This window comes from Candidatus Sericytochromatia bacterium (assembly GCA_035285325.1).
Lineage (GTDB): Bacteria > Cyanobacteriota > Sericytochromatia > S15B-MN24 > JAQBPE01 > JAYKJB01.
Map to the genome: position 1 here is coordinate 1 of JAYKJB010000009.1, position 17,215 is coordinate 17,215.

Genomic DNA, 17,215 nt, shown 5'->3' on the forward strand with positions numbered 1-17,215 from the left:
TCCAAGCGAACGGGCGCACCGTGGCGTGAGGTCGGTGTGCTGGCCTGGGTCGATGCCTCGATTCCCGCCGTCCAGGACTATAACCTGGCGCTGGCCAAGGAATTGATTGCGGCTGGCGTCGATGAGCTTCAGTACGACTACGTGCGTTTCCCTGCCCAAGGCGACACGCCCGACGTGGCCTGGCAGAGCATGAAATCCCAGCCGCTGAAGCACCAGGTCATCACAGCTTTTGCCAAGCGCGCCTACGAGACCCTCAGCCCGAGTGGTGCCCTGATCTCGGCCGATGTCTATGGGGTCGTGGCCTGGGACCAGGGCATCGACGTCCGCATCACAGGCCAACGCCTGGAAGACCTGGGACACCACCTCGACGTGCTCAGTCCGATGCTCTATCCCTCGCACTTCTACAAGAACTTCGACAACCTGAGTTACCCCCCTGATCACCCGGAGTATTTCATCGGGGAAGGGGTGAAAAAGGTCGCCAAGAAGACCGCCGGTAGCGGGGTGGTGATTCGGCCGTGGCTGCAAGCCTTCCCCTATCGCATTCGCAATTACGGCCCCGCTTACGTGGCCCGTCAGATCAAAGCCAACAGCCAGGCCAACGGCACGGGCTACCTGCTCTGGAATGCCGAGAACAATTACAAGGTTGGCTTTGCCGGTGTGACGCAATCCCCAGTCAACAGGCCGACGCAGGTCAGCCGAACGCCCTGAAAACGCGGGGCAGCAGCCGTGTGGGCGATTCTGATTTCCCTGCTGATCACCGCGGCCCTGTGCGGGGGCTCCGCCTTGCTGCTGGTCCATTTCTGCCTGGTGCGCGTGGGCGAGGGTGAACGCGCGGTGGTGATGCGTCGCAATGGCGACCTGCGCATCAAGGGCCCAGGCCTGCTGTTTTGTATTCCTGGCTTTGAAACGGTGGAACGGGTCTCCGTGAGGCCCCAGCGATTGGCGCTGGAATTCCCCGGCATTCAGGCCGGGAACGGCGCCTGGATTGCCGCGCGTCTCGATGTGGAATTCAGCATCTTGCAGCCGGACGTGGCAGCGCTCGTGATGCGCCAGACACGCCTGCAAGCGGCGATCGCGCAACTGATCGAGCTGGCCTTCGAGAGTGCGGCAGGCACGCTGGCGCCCGAACGCCTGATCGGGGCCAGCGACCGCAAGCAACTGGGGCGCGGCATCAAGAAGGCCGTGAACGAGACGGCCCTCGGATGGGGCGTGGACATCGCCAGCATCGAGGTTCAGGAAGTCAGGGAAATCGTGGCCCCCGGCGCGGAGGACAACGTGGTCTGGCAGGTGTTACTGCTGACCGCAGGGGAGCAACCACTGGAGGTGATCAAAGCCATCAGTCAGGCCACCGAGCTCAGCGTGCTCGATAGCAAGCGCCTGCTCGAGAACCTGCCAGCGCCTCTCCCAACCGCCGGCGATGCCGAGCGGGCCGAGTTCCTTCGCGCGCGCGTCGAGGCAGCCGGCGCCTTGGTGGTGGTGCGCCGTGTTCGCGAGCACGTGCCGGGGGACACCGTGGACCTGGCGAATCCCGACACGGTGGATGTGCTGCTGCACGCCACCGGCCCCCACGTGCTGGAGGTGATCAGTGTGCTGCGCCGCATCACGGGCTGGGACCTGAGCCACACCAAGGCGGTGGTGGAACAGGTTCCTTACGCGATCATGCACCGAGTGCGTCGCCTGGATGCCGAGGAAGTCAAACGAGCCTTGGAATCCGTCAGCGCCGAGGTACACCTGGTCTGAGCGCGCGGAGGCGAGCCGGAGTGGCGCTCCGGATCGCCTCGATTCCCGCCTCGCTGCGAACTCGACCGTCGAATTCGCTATCGAAACACGCCTAGTGCCGCACTGATCACCGGGATGGGGACCTTGTTCTGGAGGGCGGCCGCCAAGGCACCGGCAGGCCGATCGGGCGGCGCGGCTGGCGGCGCGGCTGGCGCTGAGGCGGCCCTGGTGAGCACCTCATTCATCAGGGTGCGAACCGTAAAGCCTTCCGGTAGCGGGATGGCCGGAAAGCCAGGGATGGAAAGGGACGTCTGGTTCGCGTTCTGGTCAAGGAAGGTGCGCAGCGAGACGCCCCCCGGCACCGGAAGGGACAACGACAGGCCCGGGATGGAAATGGACGAGCGGTCGAGATTCGCGACCAGCAGCTCCACCGGATTGAGTTCTCCGATCCCTGGGACGGAGATGGTCGTGGGGATCGCCAGCTGGGCCGCCGACGCTGGCGGGGTAGCCGCGGCAGGCGGCGTTGCCGCCGGCTTGGGACCAGCTGGCGGTCCGGGCGCAACCGAAACGTCCTGTCGCGGGCCTGCCGCTGGCACCTGGGACGGCTGCGCCGGCCCCGAGCGAAGCCTTCAGGGCCTCGGCGGCACGGGCCATGCTCGCCAGTGTGCGTTCCGCAGGGGGACGGTTGACGAAGTCACCGAATTTGAACACCGGGAAAAACCCTGTGGCCCTGGTGGCTGCATCGTAGCCACGCGACAGCTCAATCAAGGCATCCGCCGCTTGAAGGCGTTCGGCTGGTGACTTCGAGACGTCCTGCGCGGTCCTCAGCAGCGCTCGGCCTTGACCCTCCGCCTCATCTCGGATGGCCCGTTGGTTCAGGGTGGAGAAGTTCCATTGCCTGAAAGTCACGTGGTCGGTCAGCAAGGTCTGTAGCATGACCTTGGGGGAGTTGCCCCCCATCTCCGCCACCAGCCGGGTAAACTCGCCGCGCGTGATTTCCTGGTTGCTTCCACCGATGCCGAGAAATCCGCTGCCAGGACCTTGCGCTCGGTTCAGGGCAGCGTCGAGTTGGCCCTGATCCCAACCCAGTTTCGACCCCATATGCTTGACCTGGTCGGTGGTCAACACCTGGTCCTTCGAAAACGCGGGAAGGTAATCTTGCTGATAGATCTGCTGGCGGGTCTTACCCGCGAGTTGCTGCTCGGTGCGTTTGCCAGCGCTGACCAGCAACGCCACCATATCTGCTCGGCTCGGCAGGGCACTCCCCATCGCTTCGTAATTGCCTGGCACGCGTCAGCTCCTTGGGTGCAGCGCTCGCCGAATGGAATGACTCCGGCGAAAGCGAAACGGCCCTGGCGGGACCTCAACGGCAGCCGAATCCAGCCAGGAAAACAGCTATCCCATGCTTACCCCAGCCAATCATGGATAAACACCATCATCAGTCACGACGGGGCTATCAATCGACCAGGCATCCCGACGCCGCGATCAGGCAAGTCCTGAAACCTCACCTTTCCCCCAATTTAAAGCGATTATTACTATTGCCGGGAGACTTGTTGGTGACACGTTGGATGGAGCGAGCACAAGACTCGTGTCCCCACCGCATCGCCCTGAGAGGTGCCCGATGTCCGCCATCACCCCCATCGTGCAAGCCGCCCGCAAAGGCCTCGTCGAAGCCGCCGAACACGCGGCCCCGAGCGTTCGCCGCCAGGTGGAGGCCGCTGCCGAGCGTGTCATGACGGCCGATGCCGTGGCACTCAGCCGCCAGGCGGCCGCCACCGCAACCAAGGCCGAGAGCAGCTTCATGCGTCGCGTTCTGGTGGCCCTCGGGCTGCTGCGCCCGAACGCGGAGGAATCCAAGTTCTTTATCGAGAAACTGCTGTTGGATCGCGGGGCCGGCTTCCCGGTCATGGGGCGACACTACGACTTGCAGACCCACCCGTTCAAGGATAATCTGGTGGCCTTTGCCACGAAGGCGGAGCGTTGGGACCCATCGGTCCCTTACGCATCCCAGGAGCGTCCATTGACGCTGCTGGGGACCTTCGATACCGAGTCTCGCACGCTGCGCTCGCTCAAGGCCATCAACCGGACACCCGCGAAACACGAGACCTACGAGCGCATCTTTATGGAGCAGCGCCCGCGGGAATGGTTCGAATTCTTCTGGCCCCGGGTGCAGATGTGAGAGAGCCTCAGAGACACGCGGCGCGAGCCGCCTCGTAGTCCTCGGGATGGTTGAGGTTCAGCAGGACTTCCGGGAACGGCACAGGGACCTCCTGAAGGTGGTCCCTGTGCTGCTGAAGCAACGAGCGCAGACCCTCTGGATGCGCCTCCAGTCGCAGCAGTTCCGGCAGCAATGAACGATGAATCCAGACGGGATGCCCACAACGTCCCTCGAAAACCGGCTGGACCGCGAGGCTGTCTCCCGCGACGCGATCCATCAAGAATCGCGGCAAGGCGGGCGGCAGGGGCTGGTCCACCGCCACCAGCAGCACCCCGCGCGGCGCCGGGGACGAGGCCAGAAAGCGGCAGGCCAGCGCGATCGAGCTGGCCCTGCCCGCCTCGAAATCGGGGTTGTCCAGCACCGTGACGCGAGGGCCCGTCGGAACGAACGGACGCACGGCCAACGCCTCGTGGCCGAGCACCACGAGCACCTGGGCGCAACCGGCCAAGGCGGCAACCTGATGGGCGATCAGGGGCTTCCCGGCCCAGTCGAGCAGCGCCTTGGGGGTACCCATACGAACGGAGCGTCCTGCAGCGGTCAGGATGGCAGCCGTCTCGGAGAGATTCATACAGACTCCTGCGCCGGACCGGCCACGCGCCCCGTCAGGGGCACACCCGGCCGGCCATACCGGGTCATCTGCACCTCAGCCAGAATGGAGAGCGCCACGGAGGCCGGTGACTTGCCACCGAGGTCCAACCCGATCGGTGCCCGCAGGCGGCCGTCCAGGGTACCCAGGCCACCGTCGGCCCGAAATTCGGCCACGATCGTCTCGACCTTGTGCGCCGACCCGATCATGCCCACGTACCGCCACGGCCGCCGGGCAGCCTCCCGCAGAACGAGCCGATCCGTGGCGTGGCAACGGGTCGCGATCACCAGGAAAGCCTCCTCGGTGTGCGTGAGCGATTCGAAGGGGGACCGCAGGGAGGCCACCAGTTCCAGCCGCTGCGCGTGAGGAAAATAGTCGGCCGTCACCCACTGGGGGCGATCGTCGATGACCCAGAGGTCATAGTCAAGGTCCCTGGCCAGGCGGGCCACGGCCTGATTGACATGCCCTGCCCCCACCAGCACCAGCCGGGGATGGGCCACATAGGGCTCCAAAAACAACCGGATGCTGCCCCCGCAGGTCATGCCGAGGGTGGAGGCCTCGTCGTCCGTGAGGTGGTGTTCCAGTTCCAGGGGCGCCCGCTCGGCGATCGCCCGCACCAGGCGATGAATCACCACGGCCTCCAAGGCGCCGCCGCCCACCGTCCCGGCGAGGATCTGCCCCTGCGCATCCACCAACAACTTGGCCCCGACCTCGGTCGGAATCGAACCCGAGATTCCGGTCACCGTCGCCAACGCCACCGGTAGGCCGGCTGCGAGGCTCTCATGCAGGCGGGCGAGCACCTTGTCGTTGCGCATCGGGGAATCCGCGTCCGTGCTCGGCGCGCTCAGGCCAGCACGGTCGGGGCGGGGCTGAGTTCCTGGTAGATCACCTTGGCCAGACGTGAGGCGATCGCCTCGATCTGCGCCTGCTCGCGCCCTTCCACCATCAAGCGCAGCAACGCCTCGGTGCCTGAGGCCCGCAGCAGGATACGCCCCGTTCCACGCAATTCCTGCTCAGCTTCCGCCACGGCCGCGGCGATGCTGGCGTTCTCGGCCCAACCCGCCAGGTGCTGCACGCGCAGGTTGTGGAGCAGTTGGGGATAGCTGACCATGTCGGCCGCCAGGTCGCGCAGCGAGCGCCCGCTGGCCCGCACCGCCTCGAGCACGCGCAGCGCGCTGATCAGACCATCACCCGTGGTGTTGTCGTCCAGAAAGATCAGATGGCCGCTCTGCTCGCCGCCCAACCGAATGTTGCGGCGCAGCATCTCTTCGAGCACATAGCGATCGCCCACCTTAGCGCGCACGAATTCCCCCCCCATGGCCTTGATCGCATCCTCGAAGCCCATGTTGCTCATCACGGTGGCCACCACCGAGGGCGAGGCCAACCGTCCGGTCGAGACGCCGTGCCGCAGGCAAATCAGCATCAGACGATCGCCGTCGACCGATACCCCGGTGTGGTCGACAGCCAGCAGGCGATCCGCATCGCCATCGAACGCCAGGCCCAGATCGGCCTTGGCGGCCACCACGGCCTCCTGCAGGAAATGCAGATGGGTGGACCCACATTCCCGGTTGATGTTGTCGCCATCGGGTTCGGTGTGCAGCGGAATCACCTCGGCGCCCAGCCGCCGGAGCAAGGCAGGGCCCAGCGCATAGGCCGCGCCGTGACCGCAATCGACCACCACCTTGAGGCCCGAGAGACCGGCCGGCAGCAGGGCCGCCACGTCGTCGAGGTAGCGTGCCGTCAGGTCGTGCGCCTCCGAAATGCGACCGAGCGCTTCCCCTACCGGGCGCGGGATCTCACCGGGCTGGTTCATCAGGCTCTCGATGGCATCCTCCACCGCATCCGGCAATTTGAAGCCGTTGGAACCGAAGAACTTGATGCCGTTGTCCGGCGAGGGATTGTGGCTGGCCGAGATCATCACGCCCGCCACCGCGCCGAGTCGACGCGTGAGCCAGGCGACGCCGGGCGTCGGCAACACGCCCAGACGTTTCACATTCACGCCGACCGCGCAGATGCCGGCGCAGAGGGCCGCCTCCAGCATATCGCCGGAGCGTCGCGTGTCCTTGCCCACCACCACCGTGGGATGTGCTTCCTGGCTCTGCGCCCGCAGGTAGGCCGCCCCGGCGCGCCCCAGTTCAAACGCGCGTTCCGGCGTCAGCTCGCGGTTGGCCAGCCCCCGCACCCCATCGGTTCCGAACAGTCTTGCCACGATGCCCTCGCTTCGTCCTTCCCCGCACCACCCGGGCCGCCCGGCATCCGGCCTGGGGAGGCCGATTATACCCGCCCTGACTCCTGCCGACCAATGGCTGTCTCGCCAGACCAAACGGCCTGTCAGGGCGCCGTTAGCCGAAGCAAGCGCGCCCCGTCACTCCCATAGTCCCCGACATAGAGGATGCCTCCCGGACCGATGGCCAGGCCCCCCACCTCATTGAACATCACCAGAGGGGCCAGCAGAGGCAATTCCGTCTGAACCTCCCCGCTGAGCTTGATGCGTCGAATCAACCCACCGCGGCCGCCCTGACTGCCAGGGTCCAGATTGCGCACCAGCAACTCGCCATTGCTGGCAAAGGTCAAGCGAGCGTTGTTCATCGGGGTGAAGCGGGCCGCCGTCGCCACCCCATCTACGTAGGCGCCAGCAAGGCCCTCGTTCCCACAAAGGGTGCTGACAGTGTGCGTGATGGGGTCATAGCGCCGGATCGAGAGCAGGTCCATGATGTACACCGTTCCCGTCGCATCCACAGCCACGTCGTAGGGGCCCACGAAGGTGGCGGACGCCAGAGCATCCCCATCGGTTTGAGCCTGGAAGATGGAGGGCTGATTCCCATTGCCGGCTATCACCACCACCCCGGAGGCCTGGTCGTAACGCAACACCCGATGCCCCGTCGAGTCGGCGACATAGAGTGATCCCGTGGCCCCTGGTGCAAGGCTGCCCCTGACATCGAGGCCGAGCAGACTTGCCCCTGATGCCGTGAAGATCGGGGCGACGGGGCCGAGCAGGTCGTCCACCTGACCAGTCAGGGTATTGACGCGACGCAGAGCTTGCGTTTGTGACACGTACAGATAGCCGTCCAGGTCACCCAGTTCAATATCCCGCAAGGACTCAAACCGAGCGGTGACCGCATTTCCGGCCGTCGTACCGGGCAAGGTGTGGTTTCCGGCCAGGATATCCACCGTTCCCGGCACATCCGCGGTGACGCCGGGAGTAAAACGCCGCACCGCGAAGCTGCCGAAGGAAGGATTTTGGCGTTTCTCGATGAAATAGAGGGTGCCACTTGCATCGAGCGTCAGGGCGAGGGGGCTCCACAGGGTCGCAGAGGCGATGGCGTTGCCATCCTCAGGCGGATTGGTGAAGGGCAGGCCACCGGCCAGCAGGCGCACCCCAGGGGTTGGAACAGGCGTGGGAGTCGGTGCGACGGAGCCACCGCCACGGCCCCCGCCGCCTCCGCCGCCTCCGCCGCCTCCGCCTCGCGCAGGGGCCGGTGTCGAGGTGGGGGAAGGCAAGGGTGCCAGCGGCGCAGGAGAGGACCCATTGGGCCCAAACGCGCCCGTCAACACTCTTCCGCTGGCGTCCGTAAAAGAAAATTCTCCGGTCGGCGAAACCGTCACCTGGCCCACGGGGAAGTCTTCGATCGAGAGCGGTTCCAGACCGGCCTTGACCTCACGTTGCGCCGAGGCGGCGATGAAGGCGGTCAACGCCTCGCCCACGCGTCGGCTGACATCTTCGGCAACCCCCAGGTCCTGCAGCACCCGTCGAAAGGCCGAGAGTTGCTTCAACTCGCCCTGCCCGTCCAGGCCAGTGGCCATCTGCAGTTCCAGGTCCGGCTTTTCCGTGAAACGCTGCGACGCCGAACGCTCCGATTCGGCCGCGTTCTCAAACAGGGTCCCGAGTGCCGCCTGCAACACCCCGTCACTCAGGCGAAACTGCGCCTTGATGGCCCCCTCGAAGGCCTTCACGGCCAGCGTGCTGGCCGCCGTGAGGCGCAGGGAGACGGGCAAGGTCCCGCTGCCATCACCCGTTTGAAACAAGCCATAGGCACTCGGAGCCGCCAGCCCGAGCCCCGCGCCGGCCGCATCCACGCAAGCCACAAAGACGCGGCCATCCTGCTCGGCCACGAGCTTGAGCGCGTGCAGATGGCGCGTGCGCACGACCACGGCCTCGAAGGCTCCCTGGGCATCGGCCTTGACGAATTCGCGCGTTCCAGCTGCCTGCCCCGCCTCGGCCGCTCCTTGGAATGAAACAGGGTCGCCGGAGGCAAAGTCGTAGGCCCGCACCGTGGCCCCCGCCAGCGGTTGGCCCTGCAGCAGCACCTGCCCGCGAAGTTGCCAGCGTTCCGTGCGACTGGCCGGGATCGAGGGCAGAACCACAGGGGTGGGTTCAGCCGATGGTTGCGTCGAGCCGGGCAGGTCGGGATTGGCGGGATTCGTACACGCGGCCGCCAGCAGACTCAGGACCGCCAGGCCACAGGCAAAGTGTCGTTTGGAGAAAAATTCGGACACGTTGGACGACTCTCTGAGGCTGACCCGGCATCCACCCCGTGGATACCCCCGGCCCCATCCGCATGGGGGCAAATCCGGGCCCATTATTCCCCGCAGCCCGGGCAAACCGACGGTATGCCCGGGGGCGAACTGTCGAAGGTGACGCATCGCGCACGACCCATTCCAACATAACACGATGCAACGTGCGACAGTCCGCCGGGTATGATCTCACGCGTCACACCATCTTGGGAAGAGCCACCGCCGGCGTCTCGCTCGTCTGCGTGCCTCGCCCCCCTTCCGCCGCGAGGTTCGATCGTTGAATTGTCCTGCCTGCCAAGCCCCATTGACGGCCACGGAAGCGGCGCCTGGCCTCTTCGTCGACGTCTGTGCGACGGGCTGCCGCGGTCTGTGGTTCGACCACTTCGAGTTGCAACGCCTCGACGAGCGCCACGAGCATCCTGACTCGCCGGTGCTGAAGCTGTCGAGCGAGGAGGCGAAGGCAGGCACGGCTGCCAGTGGCGCGCGTCGGGTTTGCCCACGCTGCGACGAGGTCGCCCTGTTCAGCCATTTCTTCAGCGTCAAGCGGAAAATTCAAATTGAAAGCTGCCCGCAGTGCGGGGGGCATTGGCTGGACCCCGGTGAACTGCAACTCATTCGTGAGGAATTTCAGTCCACCGAGGCCCGGGAAGAGGCCGCGCTCGCCGAAATCGAAGCCAGCCTGGGCCCCCACCGGCAGGCGCAAGAGGCTCGCCAGGCCGGGTTGCCGAAACGGCGGCCCCTGCTCCTCGGACTGGTCAGCTGGATCGTGGCCCAAGGCGGCTGACCGCCCATCCATCGCCTGCCGGTGCTTGAGCCTCGCGGCCGGGCCGTCACGTCGCGTGCCGCTCCCTCCGATGCCCCAGCCCACGCGGCCTGGGGCGCCCTGGACGCATCAGAAGGTCGTCTTGCCCGTGAACCGAAAGCGCCCGACGCGCAGCGCCGGCGCCCGGCAAGCACCGCCGGCCCAGTTGAGTCCGAGTTTGGTGGTCCGTCCCACCATATCGACCCCTTGCAGGGCCTCCAGCCAAGCTTGGGTAAAGCGCAAGTTCCGCAGCGGACGCACGACCTTGCCCCCCTCCACCAGGAAGGTCCCGTCACGCGTCATGCCCGTCAGCAGGGTGCGACGAGGGTCCAGCTGGTTCACATAGTGAAACCGCGTCACCAGAATGCCCCGGTCGGTGGCCTGCAGCATCTCGTCTTTCGAGGCGTGACCGGGGAGCATCTGCACGTGGGCCGCCCGTGGGCCCGACTTCCAGAAGGCGCCTCCGGCAACGTGATGGCCGGTGGAGGAGCACCCCGCAGCCAGGGCCGAGCGCCGGTCATGGACGGGGTGGCCGGCCACCCCGTGTTCGAACAGCGGGACGCGACGAGAGGGCACGCCTTCGTCGTCGAAGGGGACCGGCAAGCCATTGACATCACGCGGATCATCGATGATGGTCAGCGCGGAGGGAATCAAGGGCTCGCCGCTCCGGCCGGACAGGAAGGAACGCCCCTCGGCCACATCTTCGGCGCCGAAAGCGCGCCCGAGGTAGCTCAGCAGTTCCAGTACGGCGTACTCCTCCAGGATCACCGGATACTCGCCCGGCTCCAGGTCAACCGGATGTCGGCTGCGCATGGCCCGGTCGATCGCCTCCTCGGCCAGCGCCTCGCCGTCGATCAGCCCCGCGTCGAGGTGCGTATCGGCGGCCCAGCCACTGGAATCTTCGCCCATGACGACGGTATTGAAATGGGCCGTCGTGCCGAGGTGATGGGCCCAGGCCCCCTCGCTGGTGGCGATCGCCAGCTGGCGAACGCCCGTCTGGAAAGCCCCCGCGGCCGTCAAACCTTCGAGCGCGGCGTCGCGGCACACGTGCGCCACGACGCGTGCCCGATCGACCGGTTCGAAGCCCCGCGTGCGGGGGGAATGGGCCAGGGGAATCGGGTCGATGCCGTAGCGAGGGGCAAAGCCGGGGAAATCAGGATCAGGGGCGTGCAGGCGGGCAATGGCCGCGGCCCGCGCCACCGCGTCGCGAAGCCCTGCCGGGGACAGGTCATTCGTGCTGGCTTCCCCCAGTTTCTGCCCGAGCGCCACGCGCACGCTGACGCTGAGGTCACACTCACTGACGTTCTGATGAATCCGATTACCGGCAAAGCGGGTCAGATGGGCGGTCTCCCCGCGCAGGGTCACCTGAGCCGCATCCCCGACCTGACGCGCTTGGGCGAGCACCTGTTCCGCCAGGGCGTGTAAAGACGCTTCGTCGCGAATTTCGGTTTGTACTGCCGACACGGGGAATGCCTCGCGGTGGGTGGAGGGGAAACGGGACTCAGCGAGCCAGGCCGACTTGCACCTGACGGAAGCGGGCAGGACTCGCGCCGTGGCCCACATGGGCCACTTGCATGGGTTGCCCCTTGCCGCAGTTCGGGGTTCCCCAGATCTGCCATTCCGAGGCGCCCGCAATCGCATCGCAGCCGGCCCAGAAAATCGGCGTGATACCCGTGTAGGTCGGATTTTTCAGCATCCGCCCGAGTCGACCACGCTTGACCTCCCAGGCAATCTGCGCGCCGAACTGGAAATTGACCCGCTTGTCGTCGATGCTCCAGCTGCGGTTGGTGTGCATGTAAATGCCGTCGTCGGTGTCGGCGATGATGTCCGCCAAGGTGCCGCTGCCGGGCTCCAAGTTGACGTTGGTCATGCGCACCATGGGAATGCGATTCCAGTTGTCCGCGCGCGCCATGCCGCCGCTCGGCAGACCGAGCTGGGCTGCGGTCTCGCGACAAGAGAGAAAGCCCGTGAAGCGACCGGCCTCGATGATCGGCACGCGCTGGGCCGGCACACCCTCATCGTCCCAGCCAAAGGTGCCCAGGCCGCCAGGCAGGGTGGCATCGGCCGACACGGTGACGATCGGCGAGGCGTACTGAAAGCTTTCCCGCATGCCCGGGTTCAGGAAGCTGGTGCCCGCGAAGGCGGCCTCGTAACCGAGCACCCGGTCGAGTTCGATGGCGTGACCGATCGACTCGTGAATCTGCAAGGCCAGCTGGGTGGGATCGAGAATCAGGGTCGTGACCGTGCTGGGGCACGGGTCCGCCCGCAGCAGCGCGGCCGCCTCTTCAGCGATGCGCGTGGCGTGGCCCGGCAGGTCGAGTTCGCGTACCATTTCGTAACCGCGGGTGGCCTGATGGCGTCCGAAAGAATTGGGATACGAGCGCGTCTGAACTTCCGTCTCGCCGACGGCCGTGGCCTCGATGCCGCAGCCGGTCTCCGTCAGGACCTGCTCGAGGTAACTGCCTTCACTGCTGAGAAACAGTTTGGTTTCCCGCTGACAGGTGATCACCCCACTGGTGACCCGCACCCCCGGAACGGCCCGCATGGCGCTCTCCGCCTCCATCAAGATGGCCAGCTTGGTCTCCACGGGCACCTGGAAGGGGTCCTCCTGCAGCGGCGTTTCGTAGCGGCCTTGCACGACCAGCGGCGGGCCCAGCGAAACCGGGCGCCCGGCCACCGTGGCGCTGGCCTTGGCCGTGGCGATCGCCATCCGCGTGACCCGTTCGACTTCGGCTCGGGTCAGCTGTGACGAACTGGCGAACCCCCAGGCGCCGCCCAGCAACACCCGAACCCCAAACCCACGGCTGAGGTCCGTGGTGGTGCCTTCCGGCCTGCCATCGCGGGTGGCGACGGTGTCGACCAGCCGTTCGACGCAGCGCACGTCCGCATAGCTGGCCCCCAGCGAGCGGGCCAGGTCCAGCGCCGCTTGCGCCAAAGGCAGACAGGCGGTCGCCCATTGCGGCGTGGCAGCTAGCATCGTCGAGGCGCCTCATCCAGCAAACGCGGCAAAAACCGCAGCGTATCCGAGCCTTCATGCTAGCACCCGCGAGAGTGAGCGTCACGGGCGCCTCAGGGCGGACGTCGAGGACCAGGGCAAGGTTGGGTATGAAACCCTGGGCGAAGGTCATCAAGGGATGACGGGACCGCCCGTGCGGCAAGAGGTCGAGAGCGTGCGCGCCAGATGGCTGGTTCTGAGCTTCGCGGGAGTGGTGATGGCCGCGCAGGCCTGCCAGAGCCCCAGCACGCCAGAGACCAGCGAGCTATCAGGCACGACGAAGAAGCCCAAAACGGCCTCCAAGAGCAGCCCAGCGGCCAATCAAAGCGATTCGCCATCTGCCAGCTTCGCCCCGGGGTCCCCCAATCCGACGGCCAGCAACACGGCGGTGACCGCCACCCCGACCGCCTCCGCGACCGCCCCCCCCTCGCCCACCCCCACCCCGATCGCGAGCACCACCCAACCCTCCACGGCCACGGGCACCCAAACGACCGTGAGCAGCGGCACGCAGCCCGTCGCGAGCCAGACGAACCCGATTCTCTACACCGGCCAGGCGTTTTCGATCGAGTTTCTGGCTGGTGGCCAGATTGACGGCAATCCCACAACCATCGTCAACCCAAAAGGCGACACGGCCTTGATCGGCAAAAGCCCGGAGGGCATCGGCATGGCCCCCATGCCGCTGGCGGGCGCGACCAACGTGTTGGTCCACTACACCGACCCGGCCTACAAGACGCTGATGAACGTCAACCCAGCCGGCGCAGTGGGCTGGGGAGGAACGGGAGATCCCGACGCGCAGAACTCCACCTTGAACAAGCCTCGCGGGCTGGCCTACGACCCCAAGCGCGGCGCCCTCTACATCGCAGACTCCTTCCTGAAGCGCATCGTGCGGCTCACCTTTCCCAAAACGGCCACGGACACGCTCAAATTCGACGTCATCGCAGGCAACGCCAACACCCCACCAGACGCGGCCTACCTCGACGGTCCGGGTGCTTCGGCCACCCTGATGGAACCTCACGGCCTGTTGCTCATCAACGATGACCTGTACTTCGCTGACGCGGGCTATCACAGCATCCGCAAGGTCAATGTGGCCGCGGCGCCCTACAACGTGGAGTTCGTGGCAGGAGGGAAGTCAACCACCCCGGGCGTCGCCGTGGCAGGCACCGTTTCCGCCAGCGCCGCCCGGTTCAATCGCCCGACCGCCCTGTCCCTGAAATGCCAGGTGAGCCTGGCGTCCTTGCTGCTCTCTCCCACCTTGACGGGTTCCATCGTGGTCGCAGACACCAACAACCACTGCCTGCGCACCCTGCCAGGCACCGTCACGTTCTCGACCGCCCTGGTGCCGACCGCCTTCCTTCTGGAAGGCCAGGTGGGCTTGCTGGCTGGCACCCCGGGTTCGGAGGGGGCCATCGATGGCCCGGCGGGCACGGCCCGCCTGAAATCGCCGATCGCGCTGGCCGCCGACCTGGCCGGCCATGTCTATTTTGGCGAGCGCGAAACGCCGCGCCTGCGGCGGGTCGAACCCGATGGCCGGGTCCTGACCGTGCTGGGCAGCCAGGAGGCCGCCTACACGAATGCAGCCAGCGGCAGCCTGGCCCGGGTCGGGGCGATTCTGGGGTTGGCGGAACACATCGACCGCAGCAACGGCAACATGCTGGGCCTGTTCGCGTATGACCTGGGGGTTTCGGGCAGCGCAGCCCGGCTGCGCTATGTGCGAAAGACGCCCTGAGCGGACCGGACAATCACAGCTCAGGTTATCTCAAGATTAAGCCAGCTCAGCTTGGGTGAGATTTCCGCTTGAGCCGCTCAAGCTTGGGTAAGAGCCCATTAGAGCAACGGAATTCACACGTTCCGTTCGAGAACGTGTTGACCATTTGTGTGCCCCGCCCCCGTGGGATTGAAAGGAGAATCGTGATGAACCGCGCCACATTGACCCGATCCAGCATCGCTATGCTGCTGCTTGCGGTGGCGGCATGTCAGGCCGCCCCGCCGACGGCTTCTGAGGACACCGGCAAGGTGACCAGCAGCGCCAAGGTCAAGGCAGACCCTCAGGCCAAAGCGGCGCAGCTGATGCGCGATACGGGCCTCGAATCTCCCACCGTCTCCCTGGAAGCGAACCAGTTTCAGCTGCGAGACCTGGCGGGCCAACCCATCGAAGGGGCGGTCCTGCAGGTGGGCGAGGAGCGACTCACGTCAGACGCCCAAGGCATCGTGACGATGCAAACCAGCCTCCCCCAAGGCCAGGAATACCTGGTGGCCATCGCCCAGGCCACCGGTATCGTGCCCTCGCGGATCAAGGTCGTGCCTCGCTACTCGGTGCGCTTGCATCCGGCCAACGGAGACATCCACAGCGTGACGGCAGAGAAAGGGGGCAAGTTCGCGAACGCGGACGGCACCATCGAGGTGACCTTCTCGCCCGGCGCCCTCAACAAAGACGCCCAGGTGCGCGTCACCCGCATCTATGAGGCGCAGCCGAGTTCAGTCAAGGCCGTCTCCCCGGGTTTTGACCACATCGACACGACCAAATTCGGAGACAACCTGCCGCTGGGACGCTACTCGTACGCGCTGGACCTCGGCGGGGCTGAAATCACGCCGGGCGCGTCCGTGCGCGTGAACTTCAAGGCTGAGCCGCCCCTCAAGGAGTTCGTGCAAACCTCGCTCAAGAACAACCCCACGGGCTTTTCGATGAAGGACCTGTTCTCCGTGAGCGCGAACGGAGACGTTCACTTCGCCATGATGGTGCCCGCACCGGCAGCCGAGCCCCCGCTGGCGGATCTGGCGAGCAAGGCCTTTCGCCTGATGAACGCGGTCTGTAACCAACCCAACGATCCGGAGAATTACACGGTCCAGGTTTGCACGTCTCGTCAGGTCCAGGATTGCGTCGACCACGGCAGCCAGTTGCAAATTCATGATCCGGCTATGAACAACGGGCACTGCGTCTACATGAACACCAATCGGTCGTGCAGCGAGATCACCGTGACCTCCTGCACCAACGAAACTCGGACGCGCTACCACCAGTCGTCCACCATCAACGCCCGGGTGATGTACAGTTCCAATGACAGTCGCTATTCAGGCCAAGCTGCCTCAGGAGCTCGCGTGAGCTTCTCCCACGTCGGGACCCCGGTACGCGCGCCAGGCTCGACGGCCACTGCGGGCTCCACTGGATACTGCTGGGTTTATGGGGCGGCCAATGCCGGCGGCTCGGCGACCGCATCGATGCCCGGTGATGCCGGCTCCTATGGCACGATCGCTGGCTACAGCGTGAACTGTGGCACCGTCAACCTCTCTATCGTCAAGAACATGCCGCGGGTCACCTTTGCCTTCAGTAACAACGGCAGCCCGCTCAATGGCAGTTACTCGCGCGGCACCAGCCACGGAGACCAGGGTTTCAGCGGATTCAGCAACGTCACCCGGGACATCGCCATGAAAGCGGCCACCGCGGCCAGCGAAGGGTTCACCCTGACGGGGGCCAACTTTGCCATGGACGGCGGCCAGGTGGATATGAACGACGCGGCTGGAACCATCGGCTGGAACCAGGACAACACCATCAACCTGACGGTCTACCACAACAAGCCCGTAAGCAGCTCGGCCTCGTATGCCTCGGACGACGCCTCGGTGCCGGACGACCAGCAGCCGACGATCAAGTGGAATGGCCAGAGCGCCAGTGACCTGGCCTACCAGTTCACGCACAACGTCTCCGCCTCCTCGAAGAAACCGGCCGGACGCGATCAGCTGTCGTTCAACAACGTCAACACGGCCAGCACCTGGGGCCTCAATGGAGCCTCCACCAGTGTGACCGCGACCCGCACCTTCAATGGCGTGTCGCTGTCCGGGGTGGGAACCGGCACGGTCAACGGCGGCAACGTCCCGGTGCAGATCAATGCGAACCTGCCGAAGATGACCATCAACTTCGCAGGGTCGAGCCAGGGGGCCTGGATCCTGAACTACCGCGTGACGGATTCCAGTGGCGTGGCCAAGAACAGGACCACCTCCGTGACCCCGGCTGGCGGCAAGTTGGTCTTCAGCCTGCCCGTCGAGGAGGCGGTCAACAACCCGCTCAAGCACACCATGCAACTGGACACGATCCTGTCGCAAGATGGCACCTACAGCCTGTCGTTCGAGGAAAGTGCCAACACCCTCACCTTCAACTATCCGGCCATGGGCAACTTGCAGCGTGGACAGGTATACACCTATCCCCACACCCTGAAGTCCTCGCTGATCGCACCCAAGTGATCAGGCAGGGCGACCTGGGTTGATGCGGACGGGCTGAGCCCCTGAAGGCCTCGCCTTCAACGAGCCAGGCCCATCCCGAATCAAGGCTCTAAGACGCGGCTCCCTCCTACGAGGGGGCCGCTCTTTTGGGTGACACTCGGATGCGCCGTT

13 protein-coding genes are annotated in these 17,215 nt (G+C 65.8%); 6 read left to right on the forward strand and 7 right to left on the reverse strand.

The genetic code is table 11. From position 1 onward, the window contains the following. On the forward strand, positions 1-708 hold a 708-nt coding region (locus tag VKP62_01280; protein ID MEB3195813.1), incomplete at its 5' end, for a putative glycoside hydrolase. 18 nt (positions 709-726) lie between these two features. Then, entirely contained in the window at positions 727-1,740 is a 1,014-nt protein-coding gene (locus VKP62_01285; GenBank protein ID MEB3195814.1) for a ribosomal protein L7/L12, read from the forward strand. A gap of 306 nt (positions 1,741-2,046) precedes the next feature. Here the strand turns inward: VKP62_01285 and VKP62_01290 are convergent, their stop codons facing one another. Further along, complete coding sequence (locus VKP62_01290; GenBank protein MEB3195815.1) at positions 2,047-3,009, reverse strand: hypothetical protein; 963 nt, start codon at positions 3,007-3,009, stop codon at positions 2,047-2,049. A gap of 331 nt (positions 3,010-3,340) precedes the next feature. Here VKP62_01290 and VKP62_01295 point away from each other — a divergent pair, with 331 nt between their 5' ends. Further along, positions 3,341-3,898 carry a hypothetical protein gene (locus tag VKP62_01295; GenBank protein MEB3195816.1) on the forward strand — a complete coding sequence of 186 codons (558 nt, stop codon included), beginning with the start codon at positions 3,341-3,343 and terminating at the stop codon, positions 3,896-3,898. 7 nt (positions 3,899-3,905) lie between these two features. Here VKP62_01295 and VKP62_01300 read toward each other — a convergent pair whose 3' ends face one another. From VKP62_01300 to VKP62_01315, 4 genes are all read right to left on the reverse strand, one after another. Next, entirely contained in the window at positions 3,906-4,505 is a 600-nt protein-coding gene (locus tag VKP62_01300; GenBank protein ID MEB3195817.1) for a nucleotidyltransferase family protein, read from the reverse strand. Next, positions 4,502-5,338 carry an XdhC/CoxI family protein gene (locus VKP62_01305; protein MEB3195818.1) on the reverse strand — a complete coding sequence of 279 codons (837 nt, stop codon included), beginning with the start codon at positions 5,336-5,338 and terminating at the stop codon, positions 4,502-4,504. Before VKP62_01305 ends, VKP62_01300 begins: the two co-directional genes overlap by 4 nt. Positions 5,339-5,367: 29 nt before the next feature. Continuing rightward, a complete protein-coding gene (glmM, locus tag VKP62_01310) occupies positions 5,368-6,732 on the reverse strand; it encodes a phosphoglucosamine mutase (protein ID MEB3195819.1) in 1,365 nt (454 codons plus the stop codon). A gap of 122 nt (positions 6,733-6,854) precedes the next feature. Then, positions 6,855-9,020: a hypothetical protein gene (locus VKP62_01315; GenBank protein MEB3195820.1), complete on the reverse strand. Its 2,166-nt coding sequence runs from the start codon at positions 9,018-9,020 to the stop codon at positions 6,855-6,857. Positions 9,021-9,315: 295 nt separating this feature from the next. Here VKP62_01315 and VKP62_01320 point away from each other — a divergent pair, with 295 nt between their 5' ends. Then, on the forward strand, positions 9,316-9,822 hold the full coding sequence (locus tag VKP62_01320; protein ID MEB3195821.1) for a zf-TFIIB domain-containing protein: 507 nt from the start codon (positions 9,316-9,318) through the stop codon (positions 9,820-9,822). 108 nt (positions 9,823-9,930) lie between these two features. Here VKP62_01320 and VKP62_01325 read toward each other — a convergent pair whose 3' ends face one another. Continuing rightward, entirely contained in the window at positions 9,931-11,304 is a 1,374-nt protein-coding gene (locus VKP62_01325) for a TldD/PmbA family protein (protein MEB3195822.1), read from the reverse strand. A 37-nt stretch (positions 11,305-11,341) separates the two neighbouring features. Continuing rightward, on the reverse strand, positions 11,342-12,817 hold the full coding sequence (locus VKP62_01330; GenBank protein ID MEB3195823.1) for a TldD/PmbA family protein: 1,476 nt from the start codon (positions 12,815-12,817) through the stop codon (positions 11,342-11,344). A gap of 157 nt (positions 12,818-12,974) precedes the next feature. Here VKP62_01330 and VKP62_01335 point away from each other — a divergent pair, with 157 nt between their 5' ends. Continuing rightward, on the forward strand, positions 12,975-14,561 hold the full coding sequence (locus tag VKP62_01335; protein ID MEB3195824.1) for a hypothetical protein: 1,587 nt from the start codon (positions 12,975-12,977) through the stop codon (positions 14,559-14,561). A gap of 185 nt (positions 14,562-14,746) precedes the next feature. Continuing rightward, positions 14,747-17,065, forward strand: coding sequence for a hypothetical protein (locus VKP62_01340; protein MEB3195825.1), 2,319 nt, complete (start codon positions 14,747-14,749; stop codon positions 17,063-17,065). Positions 17,066-17,215: the final 150 nt, after the last annotated feature.